The sequence below is a fragment of the Pseudolactococcus hodotermopsidis genome (genome assembly GCF_011170085.1).
Classification (GTDB): domain Bacteria; phylum Bacillota; class Bacilli; order Lactobacillales; family Streptococcaceae; genus Pseudolactococcus; species Pseudolactococcus hodotermopsidis.
Map to the genome: position 1 here is coordinate 1 of NZ_BLLI01000050.1, position 17,354 is coordinate 17,354.

The window sequence follows — 17,354 nt, forward strand, 5'->3', positions numbered from 1 at the left end:
ACTTGATAACACGATACTTTTTCAATTCATTCACAGTGAGTAATATCCTTTTCATAAGTATTAGTTTAACATTTGGGACATTTTATGTTTCGACCTACTTAGGACATTATCACTTTCGAATGATATTCGAATGATAAAAATTAAGAATATCTTGACAAATGCTTTAAAAAGCGGTAGAATATTAAGGTATGTTTAGTAACTGATCAAAAGCCTAGGCTAGACATAGGATTGCGACTACCATTTAAAATTGCAATCGAAAATTATGTACAGAGAGGAAAAAACATCATGAAACGCACTTATCAACCAAGTAAACGTAAACGTCAAAAAACTCATGGTTTCCGTAAACGCATGTCGACTAAAAATGGTCGTCGCGTTATTGCAAGCCGTCGTCGTAAAGGACGTGCAGTATTGACTGCTTAATACACGATTACATCAATAAACTAAAAAACACAGGAACTCGAGTCTGTGTTTTTTTGATTACTCGGTTATTTAATAAATAATCTAAAAAAACAAAACTATATACATTTATATCAAGCAATTTTCAAAATAATTTGATATAATGAAACCGTTACCAGAATAAATATATTAATTGAAAGAAAGTGAGCAACATGAAAAAAATCAACATTAAAAATACTGACATTATTGCCAGTCAAATTGTCCTTGGTTGCATGCGAATTAACGAAGAAGGTAAAAATCCTGTCGAAATTATCCAAACGGCTTATGATAACGGTATCAACTTTTTTGACCATGCGGATATTTACGGTGGTGGTGAATGCGAAACAATTTTCGCAAAAGCTTTCAAAGAAACGACTATCAACCGTTCTGATGTTTATCTTCAATCAAAATGTGGTATCCGTCCAGGAGTTGCATTTGATTTTTCAAAAGCACATATCATCAGTTCTGTTGAGGGCTCTCTAAAACGTTTGGATACTGACTATCTTGATGCTTTGCTCTTGCACCGTCCAGATACTTTGGTTGAGCCTGAGGAAGTTGCCGAAGCCTTTTATGAGCTTGAAAAAGCTGGCAAAGTTCGCGTTTTTGGCGTATCAAACCAAAATCCTGGTCAAATTGACTTGCTCAAAACAGCAGTTAAACAACCGATGAATATCAACCAGCTGCAATTTGGTTTAAAACACACGGGTATGATTGATGCGGGGATTCATGTGAACATGAGCGATGCGGGCAGTTTTGTACATGATGGTGGTATCCTTGAATATTCGCGCATTCATAACATGACGATTCAGGCTTGGTCACCGTTCCAATACGGTTTCTTTGAGGGTATTTTTGTTGGTAATAACGACAAATTCCCTGAACTTAATGCTAAACTTAATGAATTAGCTGATAAATACAAGGTAACGCCGTCTGGTATCGCCGTAGCTTTCATTAACCGTCATCCTGCTAATATGCAAACAATTATTGGTACAATGACACCAAGCAGAATCATTGAAGCCACTGAAGCGGCAGATATTATTTTAACGCGTGAAGAATGGTACGCACTCTATATGGCGGCTGGTAATATTTTGCCGTAAAATTTTCATCAATTTTATAGGGTATTTTTCAAAGTTGTGGTTACAAATCACAGCTTTTTTTGCATTTTTTGCATTTTTCTTATAAATAATAGAGAAAATGTTTGAAATTTCAGCAAAAATACCTTATAATGAAAGTAATCGAAAAAATTTAGAGAAGAGGGGTGACAAACATGAGCTTTACAGATGAAACAGTTCGTTTTGAATTTGACGATTCAAGCAAAAAGGAAATTGGCGAAACCTTGGTTAGCGTTTATAAATCTTTAGGCGAAAAAGGATACAATCCAATCAATCAAATGGTCGGCTATGTGTTGTCGGGAGATCCTGCTTACATTCCGCGCCATAATGATGCACGCAATAGAATCCGCCGCTTTGATCGCGATGACATCGTTGAAGAGTTAATTAAAAACTATCTCAAGAATCGAGGCGTTGACCTTTGATGCAACGGTTAATGGGGCTTGATGTTGGAAGTGTGACTGTCGGCGTTGCCGTAAGTGACCTCTTAGGCTATACAGCTCAGCCTATTGAAACGATTAGAATTGACGAAGCCAAGCAAGAATACGGTTTTGACAGAATTGCTGAACTTGTCAAAGAATATAATCCTGCCAAGTTTGTGCTTGGTCTGCCTAAGCATATGAATAATGATGAGGGCGTTCGTGCGCTTGCTAGTCGCCATTATGGCGATTTGCTGGTTGAAAGGTTTGGGATTCCTGTTGCTTATCAGGATGAACGTTTGACAACAGCTCAGGCTGAAAAAATACTGATTCAAGGTAATACGCGACGTGAAAATCGCAAAAAATATATAGATAAGTTGGCTGCTGTTTTGATTTTACAGAACTATCTTGACAGTCATAGCTTATAAGATTAAGAAAACTAAAACTAGGAGCAAATAACAAATGTCTGAACATACTCATGAACACAACCACGAACATGAAGCTGAATTTATCACATTGGTCGACGACCTTGGTAATGAAAGTTTGTTTGAAGTTCTCTTGACAATTGACGGTCAAGAAGAATTTGGCAAAAATTATGTTCTTGTTGTGCCGGCAGGTGCTGAAGAAGATGAAAATGGTGAGGTTGAAATTCAAGCTTACGCTTATACGCAAAATGAAGACGGCACTGAGGGTGACTTGATGCCAATCGAAGAAGATTCTGAAAAAGAATGGAACATGATTGAGGAAGTCTTTAATACTTTTGTAGAAGAACAAAACTGAGCTGCTTAGCTGTAATGATGAAAGGAATATTTCATGGCATTTGATAACTGGGGATTTTTGGCTCCTAAATTAACCAAAAAAGAAGTAGAAGAATTGTTGAATAACGCTTCTGAGCAATATGCGAGAGAACTGAAAGGTTTGGAAGATGAGCTTGAGGTTGATAAAGTAAGGATCGTTGAGTTGGAGTCGCAGATTGATGCACTTCAAGTTAAGGAAAATAAAAAAGCTAATCCTGCTGAAATTGAGGCGTTGACGACTAAAATTTCAGTTTTGGAAAGAGAAATTGCTGCAAAAGAACGTCAACAAACAGCGACGCTAGAAGCACAAAATGCAGATAAAGCTAAAATTACTGAATTGCAATCGCAATTAGATATGATTTTATCTGAAGGAACGGATCCAAATAGTGCGAAAGAGGTGAATGCAAAAATTTCAGCTCTTGTTTTGGCGCTTGAAAAAGAAGTTTTTGAGAAAGAACGTTTGCAGGCAACAGCTTATGAAATGCACGAAGCAGATGAAGCGAAAATTGATGAGTTGAAATTACAGCTAGACACGCTTCAATCACAAGATACTGAGGAAAATACAGCTGAACTTGAATCGTTGAAAGCAAAAATTGCTGAACTTGAAAAAGTTACTGCCGAAAAAGAACAACTTCAAGTTGAAATTGTTGCTGAACATGAGGCAGATAAAGCAAAAATTGCTGAGTTGAAGTTGCAATTGGATGTCCTTCTTCTTCAAGCGGGGGAAAGTGAAAAATACAGCGCTGAACTTGAAATCTTGAACGATAAAATTTCAGAACTTGAAAAAGAAGTGTCTGAGAGAGAACGTTTACAAGTTGAAGTTGTTGCAGAACACGAAGCTGATCAAGAGAAAATTGCTGATTTGAAAGCAAAAATGATAGCTCTTGATGAGGAAAAGGCGAAAAATAGTGCCGAACTTGATGCACTGAATAACAAAATTTCGGAATTGGAAAAAGAAGCTGCTGAAAAGGAACGTTTGCAAGTTTCAGTAGTGGAAGAACATGAAGCGAAAATTGTTGAGTTAAGAACACAGTTGGATGCGCTGCATGCTGAAGAAAGTGCTAAAAATAATGCCAAGCTTGAAGTTTTGAATTTTAAGATTACTTCTTTGGAAAATGAAATTGCTGAAAAAGATCTTTTGAAGATTACAATTTTGGAAGCACGTGATGCAGATAAAGCCAAACTGGTTGAATTGCAATCGCAATTAGAAGCATACGAAGCTGACAAGTTGAAACTTTCTACTTTAGAAACTGAGATGGCAGTCACTAAGGAAAAAGTTGCCGATTTAGAAGTCAAATTGGAGGCTTATGAGTCAGACAAGGCTAGACTTACTGATTTAGAAGGGCAATTAGAAAATTATGAATCAGACAAGGCTAAACTTGCTGATTTGGAAGTGACCCTAGTTGATTATGAATCAGATAAGGTAAAAATCGCTGATTTGGAGGCACAGTTAGAGGCGCAAGGCGCTGAAAATGATAAATTGACGAGCCTGCGAGCAGACTCAGAGATGCGTCAAGCAGAAGAGAGTGCTAAAAATACAGCTGAATTTGAGGCATTGAACAACAAAGTTTCAGCTTTGGAAAGACAACTGGCTGAAAAATCGCAGTTACAAGCCTTGACAACAGAGGCGCGTGAATCAGATAAGTTGAAAATTGTTGATTTGCAAGCTCGTTTGGAGGCACATCAGTTTGAGGAAAGCGAAGCCAAAAGTGCCGTTGAGGCATCATATGCTAAAATTGCGACTTTGGAATCCAGTCTTGAAAAAGAAGCTTCAGAAAAAGAGACTTTGCAAGCTACTTTAGAAGCGCATCAACTTGGAGAAAATGAGGCAAAAAGCACCATTGAGGCATCGCTTGCTAAGATTGCAACTTTGGAATTAGAACTTGAAAAAGAAGTTTTAGAAAAAGAAACGCTACAAGCTGAGGCAACTAAAACACAAGAACTTGATAAATTGAAAATTGTTGGCTTGCAAGCTCGCTTAGAAGCACATCAGTTTGAGGAAAGCGAAGCCAAAAGTGCCGTTGAGGCATCATATGCTAGAATTGCGACTTTGGAATCCAGTCTTGAAAAAGAAGTTTTAGAAAAAGAAACTTTGCAAGATCGCTTGGAAGCACACCAGTTTGAAGAAGACAAAGCCAAAAGTGCCGTTGAAACTGCCTATGCTAAGATTGCGACTTTGGAAGCTAGTCTTGAAAAAGAGGTTTCAGAAAAAGAAACTTTACAAGCTGAGGTAGCTAGATCACAAGAAACAGACAAATTGAAAATTATTGGCTTGCAAGCTCGTTTGGAAGCACATCAGTTTGAGGAAAGTGAAGCTAAAAGTGCCGTTGAGCTAGCCTATGCTAAGATTGCGACTTTGGAATCCAGTCTTGAAAAAGAAGTTTCAGAAAAAGAAACTTTACAAGCTGAGGTAACTAAAGCGCAAGAAGCAGACAAGTTGAAAATTTTTGGTTTACAAGCTCGCTTAGAGGCACATCAGGTTGAAGAAAGCGAGGCTAAGAATGCAATTGAGACATCCTATGCTAAGATTGCAACCTTGGAATCAGAGCTTGAAAAAGAAGTTTCGGAAAAAGAGGCTCTACAAGCTCGCTTAGCGGCACGTCAACTTGAAGAAAGTGAAGTTAAAAGTGCCGTTGAGACGTCATATGCTAAGATTGCGACTTTGGAATCTAGTCTTGAAAAAGAAGTTTCAGAAAAAGAGGCTTTACAGGCTGAAGTAACTAAAGCACAAGAAGCAACTCGAGTTTCAAGCGAGCAGGTGGCGACTCTTGAGGCTGATTTTGTGGCGCTCAAAGTGCAATACGATGCTTTGCAAGTAGAAAATGGACAATCACAAGAGCAAATAGAAGAAAAAAGTCAGGCATTACAAAAACGTATCAGTGAGTTACAAGGACGTTGGGACGAAGAAAAGGAGCGACTGGTGAACGGACAAATTGAAGAACTAGAACAATATAAATTAGAGATTACACGACTTCAAGCAGAACTCGCTGAAAATCGTGACAAGTTAGCGCAAATGCAAGTCGCACAAAAAACGGTTATGGACGATGCGGGTATGTCTAAAGATGATATTGCTGACATCTTAATCGGTGCAAAAATTCAAGCGAAAACAATCGTGCAAACAGCGACAGCTCAAAAAGAAGAAATTATTGAAAATGCTAAAGTGGAAGCTGCTGAAATTGTGAAAGCAACTGAAGAACGAATGGACTTGTCGAAAGCGCAAGCTGAAAACATCATCCAAGATGCTGAAAATCGTGCAACGCTTACGATTGAAAAAGCTGAAAAACATGTTTCTGATGCTAATGAGCGTTTGGCGTACCTCAAACATGAGGGCGATACTTATTACCGTCGTATCTTTGAACTCGTGACGGATAATTCAGAATTTTTGCGTGGTATCAAGGAAAAAGCTGCATCGTTTGAGATTGATTAATTTTCATCAAGAATCACTTGCTTTGAGAACAAGTGATTTTTAGTGAAAAACAGATAAATCTCTTTTAACTAGAGGTAAGAAGTTGAATATGAGCAAGTTGAATAAATATTTTATCACTTTCATCACTATGTTATCGTTTTTGACAATAGGGATAAGTGTACAGGCTGAGGGTGCCAGCAAGAATAACGAGGATACGGCACAATCTGCTAATATCCTACCTGAGACGAATCGTCTTTTTGAGCAAGAGGCAAATGACGGCTATCTTTTTCAGTATCAAATTTTGGATGCTGAGGGCGATACTTGGTGGAATGCTGTTGGTGTTGATGCTGAGATAACAGTTGTCAGATATGATGGCGAGAAAGAAATTGCTAGACGAACTTATCCATTGTCTGCTGAGGGGAAAACTGAAGTTTTCTTTAAAGATTTTTACGAAAATGATACAAAATTCCCTAAAGATTCAAGGTTATCAGTTTATTTATCTGAGATTAATGGGCAGTCTTTTGATTCAGAGCCTGTCACAACTAAACAGATTGCGTTTACTCAAAAAGAATGGCAAAATTTGCAGAAAATTTCGACAACTCCGTCGTCTTCAGCGGAATCAAGTGTAAGTTCAAGCGCCGAAGTTAAATCGGAGGAGTCTAAAAAAGAGTCTGTTAAATTGTCATCTCGTAAAGCATCTGTTCCTGTTAAAAAATCGACTCCGATAAATCTGTCTTTTGAGGTAATTATCGCGGCTGTATTGGTTTTGCTATTGCTTGTTGTCGTAACAATTTCTGCAGTTATCCGTCACAGAAAAAAATTGTATAAAGCAGAAGTTGAAAAAATGCTTAGATCACAAATTGATGCGCATAAAAAATCAATTTCTGATTCTAATTGGTAAATATAGTCAAAAACCGCCGAGCAAAATCGGCGGTTTTTACGTATATATAAGTATGGATAATAAGCAATTTTTAACAGATTATCAAAATAAAGCATTTCATACTTTTCGTGAAATCGAGCGTTTTGCTTCACTCAGCAGACGACCTGTTGTTTTTGATGTGTGTCATGACGCTCATGTGGTCAAGCAGTTTGACATCAGGGAGCAACATGCTTACGATATTGCCGACGAAAATACTGCTACCAGCAATAATGAGAAGTAAAGGTAAACCGATTGTTTCAGCAGCAGGTGCTGCAAAAATCAAGCCGATTGGACTTGCAAGCGAACTTAAAGCTTGAGCAATTCCCATGACACGACCTGTTTGGTGGGCAGGAAATGCTTGTTGGATAATTGATGTAAAGAGACCATTTGCTGCCATATAACCGATACCTGCTGGAAGTTGTAAACCGATAAAAAGCAAGAGACCAAGGTGTGTGTCAGGCAGAAAGCCCATACTAACAAAGCCAATTGCAGAAATCATGTACCAAATTACACCAGTTGTCAGACGTTTTTTCGTTGTGCCTAAAATGCCAATCAGAATACCACCAAGTAGTGAACCAATTGACCAGAAAACTTCAACGATAGAAGCATCCGAAATGCTACCATGGAAGTAGCTTGTCGTTATTAAGGGATAAAGTGAAAATGCTGGCATTGAAAACATGAGAACTAGCGTTTTGATAATCAGAAAATGGAAAATTCCTTTGTGATTTTTGACGAGTCCAAAGCCTTCTGTTAGTTCTGATAAATACGCACTTTCTTTTACTATATGATCAAAACTCTGAATTTTTGTGAGCAAAACAGCAATTGTTCCGATAATGGCGCCTACCACATCTACTAACATAATCTGAGAAATGGGCATAACGTTGTATAAAAATGCTGCAATAGCGGGTGTAATAACCATTGAGGCGCTAGAAAAAGCGCCGTTTAAGCCACCAACTTTGGGGACAATATGTTCTGGTACTAAAGTCGGGATAATTGACTGGGTTGTAGGGTCTTGAATCGCTCCTGCTAGACTTCTGATAAAGACAGCGATACCAAGTAATCCAAAAGGGAGAGCGCCGCCATTGCCGGAAATCGCAAGTACAATTGCTGCAATCGCAACAATCCAGTCACCGACAATCAAGAGAATTTTTTTGTTAATCCGATCGACTAAAGGACCGACTAGGGGTGCAGCGATAATTCCTGGTACAAAGCCGATAATGCTATATAAAGCTAGTAAGGCGGGACTTTTGGTAACATCTGTCAGATACCACATCAGCGCATACTGGGCAATCATACTGGTAAAAAAGGAGAGTTGTTGCCCAATAAATAAGGTGAAAAAATTCTTTTGCCAATTTTTCTTAATTTCAATTTTCATACTTTTATATTATAGCAAAAATCTCAAAATAATTTTGATAAATCAAGGCGAAAAGTTTATAATGGAAAGACGAGGTATAAAACATATGAAAATTTTTGATAAATCTGATAAACTTGATCATGTTTCCTATGATATTCGTGGACCAGTTCTTGATGAAGCCAATCGTATGCGGGCAAATGGCGAGAAAATTTTGCGTTTGAACACAGGAAATCCTGCTGAATTTGGTTTCACTGCACCTGATGAAGTTATTCGTGATTTGATTTTGAATGCGCGTGATAGTGAGGGCTATTCTGATAGCAAGGGTATTTTTAGTGCGCGCAAGGCAATTATGCAGTATTGTCAGGTGCAAGGTTTCCCAAATGTTGATATTGATGATATTTACACGGGAAATGGTGTCAGTGAGCTGATTGCTATGTCAATGAACGGTCTTTTGAACACGGGCGATGAGGTGCTTGTGCCGATGCCTGACTATCCGCTTTGGACGGCTTCTATCAGCCTTTCTGGTGGTCATGCTGTCCATTATCTTTGCGATGAATCAGCTGAGTGGTATCCCGATATTGATGACATCAAGTCGAAAATCACGTCAAATACCAAGGCGATTGTTATCATTAATCCTAACAATCCGACAGGTGCCGTTTATCCGCGGGAACTTTTGCTGTCTATTGTTGATATTGCGCGCCAAAACGACTTGATTATCTTTTCGGATGAGATTTATGACCGCATTATCATGGACGGTATCAAGCATGTGCCGATTGCGACTTTGGCGCCAGATCTCTTTGTCGTGACGATGAATGGGTTATCAAAATCACATCGAATTGCTGGTTTTAGAGTCGGATGGATGGTGCTCTCAGGCGATAAATCTCGTGTGAAAGGCTATATCGAGGGGCTTGATATGTTGGCAAATATGCGCTTGTGTTCAAATGTTCTTGCGCAACAAGTTGTCCAAACGTCACTCGGTGGCACACAATCGGTTGATGAGTTATTGTTGCCTGGTGGGCGTATTTATGAACAACGTGATTTTATTTATAAAGCTATGAATGAAATTCCTGGTATTTCTGCGGTTAAGCCGAAAGCAGCTTTTTATATCTTCCCGAAAATTGACACCACTATGTATCATATTCATGATGATGAGCAATTTGTCCTTGATTTTCTCAAGCAAGAGAAAATTATGCTTGTTCATGGTCGCGGTTTTAACTGGAAAGACCCTGACCACTTCCGCATTGTTTATATGCCAAGAGTGGACGAGTTAGCTGAAATTCAAGAGAGAATGACCCGCTTTTTGTCAAAATATAAACAATAATTGTCTATGCTCTAAAAACAATAAATAATATTCAGAATATTCCTTGTACTTTTGACTTTTTCTTGCTATAATAAAGGTATCTAAAAACTTTTATACTAGAGGAGAACTATGACTACTTTACTAGAAAAAACAAGAAGAATTACAGCGATTCTTCAAGAAGGATTAAACAAGTCCACTGAAGAATTGCCTTATATTGGCTTGTCAGAACGTCTTTCGGCTGTGATTGATTGTAATTCAGTCGTCATTGACGGTAAAGGACGAGTTTTGGGCTATGCTATGCCTTATAAGACAAACAACGACCGTGTAGAAGCGATGTTCGATGAACGTCAACTGTCAACTGAATTTGTCCAAGCAGCTTCGCGGATTTACGATACTGAGGCTAACTTGCCTGTTGATGCAACGTTGTCACTTTATCCGCTCGAAGTTCAAAAAGATTATCCAAACGGTAAGACGACAGTTGCACCGATTTTTGGTAGTGGTTTACGTCTTGGGACGTTCATCATCTGGCGTAATGACGAGGTTTTCTCTGATGATGACCTTGTGCTGGTTGAGCTTGCGACGACTGTTATTGGGATTCAGTTGTCAAATCTTCAGATTGAGCAAATGGAAGATAGTATTCGTAAAAATGATGCGGTTAATATGGCGGTTAGTACGCTTTCTTACTCGGAAATGCGCGCAGTTAAGGCTATTCTTGAAGAACTCGGCGGCGACGAGGGTCGCTTGACAGCTTCAGTAATTGCTGATAAAATTGGTATTACACGTTCAGTTATTGTCAATGCTTTGCGCAAACTTGAATCTGCTGGGGTTATTGAGTCGCGTTCGCTTGGCATGAAAGGGACTTATCTGAAAATTATCAATACAGGTATTTACGATAAAGTCAAAGACCGTAACTTTTAAAAAATAGCAGTAATTTCAATCAAATCAGTTAAGAGAGCGCTTGTTGCTGGGAATAGCGTCTGATGTTTGAGATGAAGAACACTATTTTTGGTCCAATTAAATAACGAAAAATAAGGTTGTCTTTATGACAGCGAATTAAGGTGGCACCACGACTTTCGTCCTTTTCTGACGATGTTTTTGGTGCTATTTTTATATTTGAAATAATGCTGAATTGCTTTAAAAATCAAACAGTATCAACTAATTTGTGTCAATCATTCTCAAACGTATACCTGTACGCTGATTGCCTTGATTTGTCACAAACTAGCTCGAAACTTGTCATTTGATAAAGTAAATCAGTGTAAATTATGAAAGAAGAGATATGAGAACAAAAACGACTGATACGATTTCAAAACTTGGCGAAACCTTGACTGTTAAAGGTTGGGTAAATTCTCGCCGTGACCATGGTGGCGTGATTTTTATTGATTTGCGTGATTATAATGGTTTATTGCAGGTTGTGATTCAGCCTGAAAATGTTGATAACTTTGGCGAAGCAGAACATTTGCGTGATGAGTATGCGATTGCTGTTACAGGTGTGTTACGTGAGCGTGGTGAGGGACTTGCCAATCCAAATTTGCCGACTGGGCAGGTTGAGTTGGTAGCTGACAAGTTTGAGGTTTTGAATGCGTCACAGCCTTTGCCGATTTCGCTTAATGAAAGCAATCAATCAAGTGAAGAATTGCGTTTGAAATATCGTTATTTAGATTTGCGCCGTCCGAAAATGCAAGCAACTTTGAAACAACGGGCGAAATATTTGTCATTTATTCGTCGTTTTATGGAAGATAATGACTTTTTGGAAGTTCAGACACCGATTTTGGCAAATTCTTCGCCAGAGGGCGCGCGTGATTTCTTGATTCCGAGTCGGATTCATGCGGGTAAATTTTATGCCCTACCGCAAGCACCGCAACAATTTAAGCAACTGCTAATGGTTGGTGGTATTGATAAATATTATCAAATTGCACCGTGTTTCCGTGATGAAGATCCGCGTGCAGACAGACTTTATGGGGATTTTTATCAGCTTGATTTGGAGCGCGCATTTGTTGAAGATGGCGAAGAAATTCGCTCGGAAATGGAAGTTTTGATTCAAAATTTGGTTCAAGATTTTGCGGGTAAGGAGTTGGTAACGACTGAAATTCCACGTATTTCTTATGAAGATGCCATGAATATTTATGGTAGCGACAAACCCGATTTGCGTTTTGATATGAAATTGGTTGATTTGGACGAAACGCTTGCGACGACTGAGTTTGCCGTTTTCAAAAATGCCAAGAAAGTTAAGGCGATTTGTGTCAAGGGGGCGGCTAATTTGTCTCGTTCGCAGATTGATAATTTCACGGAAATTGCTAAAAAAGAGGGTGCTGGCGGTCTTGCTTATTTGACTTTTGTTGACGGTGGGATTAAATCGCCGATTGCGAAGTTTTTGACTGAGACGGAACTGGCGGAGATTACGGCAAAAACTGGTGCTGAGGATGGCGATATTGTTTTCTTTGGTGCGGGTAAACCTGCTGTTGTTAATCGCGTGCTAGGTCGGATGCGCAATGAATTTGCGACGTTTTATAATCTTAAAGATAAAAATAAAGTGGCACTTTGTTGGGTGGTTGATTTTCCATTTTACGAGTATGATGAAAATAATCGCAAGGTTGATTTTGGTCACAATCCATTTTCATTGCCCAAAGGTGGTGTCAAGGCGCTTGAGGCTGCAAAAACCGATGCGGATAAATTGGCGATTAAGGCTGACCAGTTTGACATGGTTATGAATGGTTATGAAGTTTGCTCTGGTGCGGTGCGCAATTATAATCCAGAAGTTATGTATAAGGCTTTTGAAATTTTGGGTTACGATAACTACTTTGTTGCGCAAAAATTTGGCGCCATGCTTGAGGCTTTCAAATTTGGTGCGCCACCGCATGCTGGTTGTGCTTTTGGTTTGGAGCGCATTTTCATGGTACTGACTGGCGAGGATAATATTCGCGAAGTTGTTGCTTTTCCAAAAAGTGCAGCTGGTGTTGATCTGATGATGGCCTCGCCGAGCGATGTTGATCCTAAATTGTTGAATGAGTTGAAGTTGGTTTTGGATATTGATTTTGAGTGATGTTTTGTAAAATGGTATAATAAAGGAAGAACTGTTAAGAGGTACAGTTTGCCAATAATTATAGGACAAAGAGGAAAAATTATGGCTGAAATGCTCAACAGGGCAAGAAAATTATCGCAGACGGAGGCTGGGAGATTTTTACAATTTGCAGTAGCTGTGGGACTTGATGTTGCCTCAAATATTCCGAAGGAACAGGTTGTTAAGTTGGTAACGACGAATCCCGGCGCAATAAATGGTGTTTCAAATTTTGTTTCGGGTGCGATTTCAGCAAATGAATTTATTGAGGGGAAACTAGTCGGTCAAACTGTATTTAAACATCTGAATCCTGTTGAAACTGCTTCGATGATAGTTAATCCGCTTCAAGTGGCAGTTTATGTGCAGAATATGCAACAGCAGCAACAATTAGAAGAAAGTTTGAGTGCTATCTACGAGCAAGTGACTGAGCTGAAAGATATGGAGATGGCAAAACTTTACGGTCGGTTGGAGATGATGTTTGAAAATGTCAATAACGTCCAAAAAAATTATCTTCAGATTATCACGATTGAAACTGAAAAGAAAATGGCACATGAAAAGCTGATTGACTATCGAGATGATTTGATAGCCACAGCTAAACAGGCGCAACGAATGATGGACACTGCCTTGGAACAATCGGTAAAAGATCTTTCAGATTTCTCGGAGTTGCTTAAAAAATTACGAGAGTGGCGCGAAATTGAAACCTCTGCCCTCAAAACGCTGTATATGGCGGCTGGGATTAGAATTTCCTTGTTGGATAATCCCGATGAATTGTTGGAATTTATTAAAAATGAATATTTAGACCAATTTGCTAAGTCAGATTTACATCTTGAGACTGTTTTAGAGAAACTTGATGCGTATGGCGATAAATTTAAGATTAAAAAAAGGGTGAATCGTAAGAGAAAATCAGTTTCATTTATGCCGAAAAAATTTGGTGTGGTAATAGGTAAAAAGAGTTTTACTATTGAAGGTATTGGTAAAAAGATTGACAAGGCAACGGAAGTTGTTGTGAATGCTACCAGTGAAAAGGCAGGTTATGCTTTAAATGGAGGGTTCAAATGGTCAGACAAGAAAATTGATGAAAAAATTGTGCCGTTAATTGAGTACATTCAAGCAAGCGATTTGGAAATTAAGGAAGAAACTGAAATCTATATAGATGCAGAAAATAATGTCTATTTGTATTAGGAGTTGTCGGATTATTCTTTCGCTAAATCTGATTTAAAAAGTAAAGGAAAAAAACCATGGAAATTACAAAAAAAGACGTCAAACATGTTGCGAATTTGTCAAAATTGGCTTTTGATGAGGCGGAAACGGCTGAATTTGCGGGGACATTGACGAAAATCGTTGATATGTTCTTGATGTTGGAAGAAGTGGATACGACTGATGTGCCATTTACGTCAAATGTGGCGGATAATATCAATGCTTGGCGTGAAGATGTGGCTGTTGCGGGGTGGAATCGCGAGGAGCTGTTCAAAAATGTGCCTGAATCAGAAGATGGTTTCATCAAAGTGCCCGCGATTATGGAGGATAACTAAATGACAACAATTAAAACGCTCCACGAAAAATTGGTCAACAAGGAGATTTCTGCGCTTGAATTGACACGTGAAACTTTGAAAAACATGGCTGAACGTGAAAATAAAGTTGATAGTTTTATCACGATTACTGAAGAAGAGGCACTTCGTCAAGCTGCTGCCATTGACGAAAAAGGGATTGATGCGACAAATCTTGTGTCTGGGATTCCGCTTGCGGTTAAGGATAATATCTCGACTAAGGGGATTTTGACGACTGCTGCCTCGAAGATGCTGTACAATTATGAGCCGATTTTTGATGCGACTTCTGTTGAGAATTTGTATGCAAATGATATGATTATCGTTGGGAAAACGAACATGGACGAGTTTGCCATGGGCGGATCGACTGAAAATTCGGCTTTCAAACCGACGAAAAATGCTTGGGACGAAACGAAAGTGCCTGGCGGTTCATCTGGTGGTTCGGCGACAGCGGTTGCTGCCAATCAAGTTTTGCTCTCGCTTGGCTCTGATACGGGTGGTTCGATTCGTCAGCCAGCGTCGTTCAATGGTGTTGTTGGTCTGAAACCGACTTATGGTCGGGTGTCACGTTTTGGCTTGATTGCTTTTGGTTCGTCACTTGACCAGATTGGACCATTTTCACAAAATGTAGAAGATAATGCCTTGTTGCTCAATGCTGTGGCGGGGTATGATCCGAAAGATTCAACGTCATCAAAAGTCGCTGTACCTGATTTTACGTCTAAAATCGGTCAAGAGATTAAGGGCTTGAAGATTGCTTTGCCAAAGGAATATCTTGGCGAGGGGATTGATCCCAAGGTTAAGGAGCAGGTCTTGGCTGCGGCGAAACAGTTTGAAAAGTTGGGTGCGACAGTTGAGGAAGTGAGCTTGCCACATAGCAAATATGGTGTTGCGGTTTACTATATCATTGCGTCGTCTGAGGCGAGCTCGAACTTGCAACGTTTTGACGGCATTCGCTATGGTTTTCGTGCCGAAGATGCGCTTGATTTGGAAGACATTTACGTGAAAACGCGTTCGCAAGGGTTCGGCGAGGAAGTCAAACGTCGGATTATGCTTGGGACGTTTAGCTTGTCGTCTGGTTACTATGATGCTTATTTCAAGAAGGCTGGGCAAGTGCGCACGTTGATTATGCAAGATTTCCAAAAAGTTTTTGAAAATTTTGACTTGATTATTGGACCGACTGCGCCGAGTGTTGCTTATGATTTGGACACGCAAGGTCATGATCCTGTTGCCATGTATTTGGCTGATTTGTTGACAATTCCTGTCAATTTGGCGGGTCTACCAGGTATTTCTATTCCAGCGGGGCAAGTTGACGGTTTGCCTGTCGGTCTGCAAATTATTGGTCGTGCATTTGATGAAGAAACGATTTATCAAGCAGCGGCGGCGTTTGAGGCGACTACTGATTTTCATAAGAATAAACCTGTTATATTTTAAGGAAGGACTTTAAGCATATGAATTTTGAAACAGTCATCGGACTTGAAGTCCACGTTGAGTTGAATACCAACTCGAAAATTTTCTCGCCAGCACCAGCGCATTTTGGGGCGGGGGCAAATGAGAATACGAATATTGTCGATTGGAGTTTTCCAGGTGTTTTGCCTGTTATGAATAAGGGTGTTATCGAGTCTGGTATTAAAGCTGCGCTTGCGCTTAACATGGACATTCACCAGAACATGCACTTCGATCGTAAGAATTATTTCTATCCTGATAATCCCAAAGCCTATCAAATTTCCCAGTTTGATGAGCCGATTGGTTACAATGGTTCGATTGAAATTGAGCTTGAGGACGGTACGAAGAAAACGTTAAGAATTGAGCGCGCGCATTTGGAAGAAGATGCGGGTAAAAATACGCATGGAACGGACGGTTATTCTTATGTTGACCTCAACCGTCAAGGCGTGCCACTGATTGAAATCGTGTCTGAGGCTGACATGAGGTCGCCTGAGGAGGCTTACGCTTATCTGACGGCGATTAAGGAAATTATTCAGTATACAGGCATTTCTGATGTGAAAATGGAAGAAGGTTCCATGCGTTGCGATGCCAACATTTCACTGCGTCCTTATGGGCAAGAGGAATTTGGCACAAAAACGGAGCTTAAAAATCTGAACTCCTTTAACTTTGTCAGAAAAGGTCTGGAATACGAGGTGCAACGTCAAGCTAAAATTTTGCGCTCGGGCGGTGTGATTCAGCAAGAAACGCGCCGTTATGATGAGAAAACTGGCGAAACAACGCTTATGCGTGTCAAGGAAGGCTCGTCAGATTACCGCTATTTCCCAGAGCCAGATCTGCCACGTTTTGAGATTTCGGATAGCTGGATTGATGACGTTCGCGCCACATTGCCAGAGTTTCCAAAGGCGCGCCGTGCGAGATATATCGCTGATTTTGGTTTATCAGGCTACGATGCTGAGCAACTGACTGCGACGAAAGCCACGGCTGACTTTTTTGAGGCTGCGCTAAATGCGGGAGCAGATGCGAAACTCGCATCAAACTGGTTGCAAGGAGAGGTCGCCCAATATCTGAACGCTGAAGGGAAAAAACTCTCAGAAATCGGCTTAACACCTGAAAACTTGACAGAAATGCTCAAACTCATCGCAGACGGCACGATTTCTAGCAAAATTGCTAAAAAAGTCTTTGTTGAATTGGCGAAAAATGGCGGTTCGGCGGAAAGCTTTGTCAAAAAAGCTGGCTTGATACAAATCTCAGATCCAGCTGTTCTTGTGCCAATCATCACAGAAGTTTTGGCGAAAAATGAAAAAGCGGTCAACGACTACAAAGGTGGCAATAAAAATTCGGCTAAAGCGCTGATTGGTCAGCTGATGAAAGCAACCAAAGGACAAGCCAATCCGCAGGTTGTGCAAGAATTGCTTTACGCAGAATTGGATAAATAGATAAAACAAAGCGTCACGGTCATTTCATAAATTTAATTTATCCGACAAATTCCGAAATTTCACAAGTTAAATAGCTATTTCAGACGATTATTTCCCTAACCGCTTTAATTTTCATAAAAAATCTGTTAAACTTTCGTTAT

15 protein-coding genes are annotated in these 17,354 nt (G+C 39.7%); 14 read left to right on the top strand and 1 reads right to left on the bottom strand.

Translation table 11 applies throughout. The features are described 5' to 3' along the window. Positions 1-285: 285 nt before the first annotated feature. The 7 genes from rpmH (at position 286) to Hs30E_RS07965 (ending at position 7,064) form a co-directional block, all read left to right on the top strand. Positions 286-420: a 50S ribosomal protein L34 gene (gene rpmH, locus Hs30E_RS07935; protein ID WP_172209424.1), complete on the top strand. Its 135-nt coding sequence runs from the start codon at positions 286-288 to the stop codon at positions 418-420. A 188-nt stretch (positions 421-608) separates the two neighbouring features. After that, positions 609-1,529, top strand: coding sequence for an aldo/keto reductase (locus tag Hs30E_RS07940; RefSeq protein ID WP_172209425.1), 921 nt, complete (start codon positions 609-611; stop codon positions 1,527-1,529). 170 nt (positions 1,530-1,699) lie between these two features. Then, entirely contained in the window at positions 1,700-1,966 is a 267-nt protein-coding gene (locus Hs30E_RS07945) for an IreB family regulatory phosphoprotein (protein ID WP_172209426.1), read from the top strand. Next, on the top strand, positions 1,966-2,388 hold the full coding sequence (gene ruvX, locus Hs30E_RS07950; RefSeq protein ID WP_172209427.1) for a Holliday junction resolvase RuvX: 423 nt from the start codon (positions 1,966-1,968) through the stop codon (positions 2,386-2,388). The genes Hs30E_RS07945 and ruvX overlap by 1 nt, the downstream gene beginning before the upstream one ends. Positions 2,389-2,422: 34 nt before the next feature. Then, positions 2,423-2,740 carry a DUF1292 domain-containing protein gene (locus Hs30E_RS07955; protein ID WP_172209428.1) on the top strand — a complete coding sequence of 106 codons (318 nt, stop codon included), beginning with the start codon at positions 2,423-2,425 and terminating at the stop codon, positions 2,738-2,740. 33 nt (positions 2,741-2,773) lie between these two features. Then, positions 2,774-6,184: a hypothetical protein gene (locus Hs30E_RS07960; protein ID WP_172209429.1), complete on the top strand. Its 3,411-nt coding sequence runs from the start codon at positions 2,774-2,776 to the stop codon at positions 6,182-6,184. 88 nt (positions 6,185-6,272) lie between these two features. Next, positions 6,273-7,064, top strand: a complete 792-nt coding sequence (locus Hs30E_RS07965; RefSeq protein ID WP_172209430.1) for a hypothetical protein — start codon at positions 6,273-6,275, stop codon at positions 7,062-7,064. Positions 7,065-7,191: 127 nt separating this feature from the next. Here the strand turns inward: Hs30E_RS07965 and Hs30E_RS07970 are convergent, their stop codons facing one another. Further along, the gene (locus tag Hs30E_RS07970; RefSeq protein WP_172209431.1) at positions 7,192-8,457 is read right to left on the bottom strand and encodes an MFS transporter; all 1,266 of its coding nucleotides are present in this window, start codon (positions 8,455-8,457) and stop codon (positions 7,192-7,194) included. A gap of 85 nt (positions 8,458-8,542) precedes the next feature. On the opposite strand from Hs30E_RS07970, the gene Hs30E_RS07975 reads away from it, so the two are divergent. From Hs30E_RS07975 to gatB, 7 genes are all read left to right on the top strand, one after another. After that, entirely contained in the window at positions 8,543-9,757 is a 1,215-nt protein-coding gene (locus Hs30E_RS07975) for a pyridoxal phosphate-dependent aminotransferase (protein ID WP_172209432.1), read from the top strand. A gap of 108 nt (positions 9,758-9,865) precedes the next feature. Beyond that, a complete protein-coding gene (gene codY, locus Hs30E_RS07980) occupies positions 9,866-10,654 on the top strand; it encodes a GTP-sensing pleiotropic transcriptional regulator CodY (protein ID WP_172209433.1) in 789 nt (262 codons plus the stop codon). A 358-nt stretch (positions 10,655-11,012) separates the two neighbouring features. Further along, a complete protein-coding gene (gene aspS, locus Hs30E_RS07985; RefSeq protein ID WP_172209434.1) occupies positions 11,013-12,776 on the top strand; it encodes an aspartate--tRNA ligase in 1,764 nt (587 codons plus the stop codon). 81 nt (positions 12,777-12,857) lie between these two features. Beyond that, positions 12,858-13,973 carry a hypothetical protein gene (locus Hs30E_RS07990; protein WP_172209435.1) on the top strand — a complete coding sequence of 372 codons (1,116 nt, stop codon included), beginning with the start codon at positions 12,858-12,860 and terminating at the stop codon, positions 13,971-13,973. Between the two features lie 56 nt (positions 13,974-14,029). Further along, positions 14,030-14,323 (top strand): Asp-tRNA(Asn)/Glu-tRNA(Gln) amidotransferase subunit GatC, encoded by a 294-nt coding sequence (gene gatC, locus Hs30E_RS07995; protein ID WP_172209436.1) that lies wholly within the window; start codon positions 14,030-14,032, stop codon positions 14,321-14,323. Beyond that, entirely contained in the window at positions 14,324-15,766 is a 1,443-nt protein-coding gene (gatA, locus tag Hs30E_RS08000) for an Asp-tRNA(Asn)/Glu-tRNA(Gln) amidotransferase subunit GatA (RefSeq protein ID WP_172209437.1), read from the top strand. A gap of 17 nt (positions 15,767-15,783) precedes the next feature. Next, entirely contained in the window at positions 15,784-17,214 is a 1,431-nt protein-coding gene (gatB, locus tag Hs30E_RS08005) for an Asp-tRNA(Asn)/Glu-tRNA(Gln) amidotransferase subunit GatB (RefSeq protein WP_172209438.1), read from the top strand. Positions 17,215-17,354: the final 140 nt, after the last annotated feature.

Bases quoted from the DNA above. Each gene is read 5' to 3' on its own strand.
- Hs30E_RS07970 (WP_172209431.1), bottom strand. From the start codon at position 8,457: ATGAAAATTGAAATTAAGAAAAATTGGCAAAAGAATTTTTTCACCTTA.
- rpmH (WP_172209424.1), top strand. From the start codon at position 286: ATGAAACGCACTTATCAACCAAGTAAACGTAAACGTCAAAAAACTCAT.
- Hs30E_RS07960 (WP_172209429.1), top strand. From the start codon at position 2,774: ATGGCATTTGATAACTGGGGATTTTTGGCTCCTAAATTAACCAAAAAA.
- Hs30E_RS07975 (WP_172209432.1), top strand. From the start codon at position 8,543: ATGAAAATTTTTGATAAATCTGATAAACTTGATCATGTTTCCTATGAT.
- gatC (WP_172209436.1), top strand. From the start codon at position 14,030: ATGGAAATTACAAAAAAAGACGTCAAACATGTTGCGAATTTGTCAAAA.
- aspS (WP_172209434.1), top strand. From the start codon at position 11,013: ATGAGAACAAAAACGACTGATACGATTTCAAAACTTGGCGAAACCTTG.
- codY (WP_172209433.1), top strand. From the start codon at position 9,866: ATGACTACTTTACTAGAAAAAACAAGAAGAATTACAGCGATTCTTCAA.
- ruvX (WP_172209427.1), top strand. From the start codon at position 1,966: ATGCAACGGTTAATGGGGCTTGATGTTGGAAGTGTGACTGTCGGCGTT.
- Hs30E_RS07940 (WP_172209425.1), top strand. From the start codon at position 609: ATGAAAAAAATCAACATTAAAAATACTGACATTATTGCCAGTCAAATT.
- Hs30E_RS07990 (WP_172209435.1), top strand. From the start codon at position 12,858: ATGGCTGAAATGCTCAACAGGGCAAGAAAATTATCGCAGACGGAGGCT.
- Hs30E_RS07945 (WP_172209426.1), top strand. From the start codon at position 1,700: ATGAGCTTTACAGATGAAACAGTTCGTTTTGAATTTGACGATTCAAGC.
- Hs30E_RS07965 (WP_172209430.1), top strand. From the start codon at position 6,273: ATGAGCAAGTTGAATAAATATTTTATCACTTTCATCACTATGTTATCG.
- gatB (WP_172209438.1), top strand. From the start codon at position 15,784: ATGAATTTTGAAACAGTCATCGGACTTGAAGTCCACGTTGAGTTGAAT.
- Hs30E_RS07955 (WP_172209428.1), top strand. From the start codon at position 2,423: ATGTCTGAACATACTCATGAACACAACCACGAACATGAAGCTGAATTT.
- gatA (WP_172209437.1), top strand. From the start codon at position 14,324: ATGACAACAATTAAAACGCTCCACGAAAAATTGGTCAACAAGGAGATT.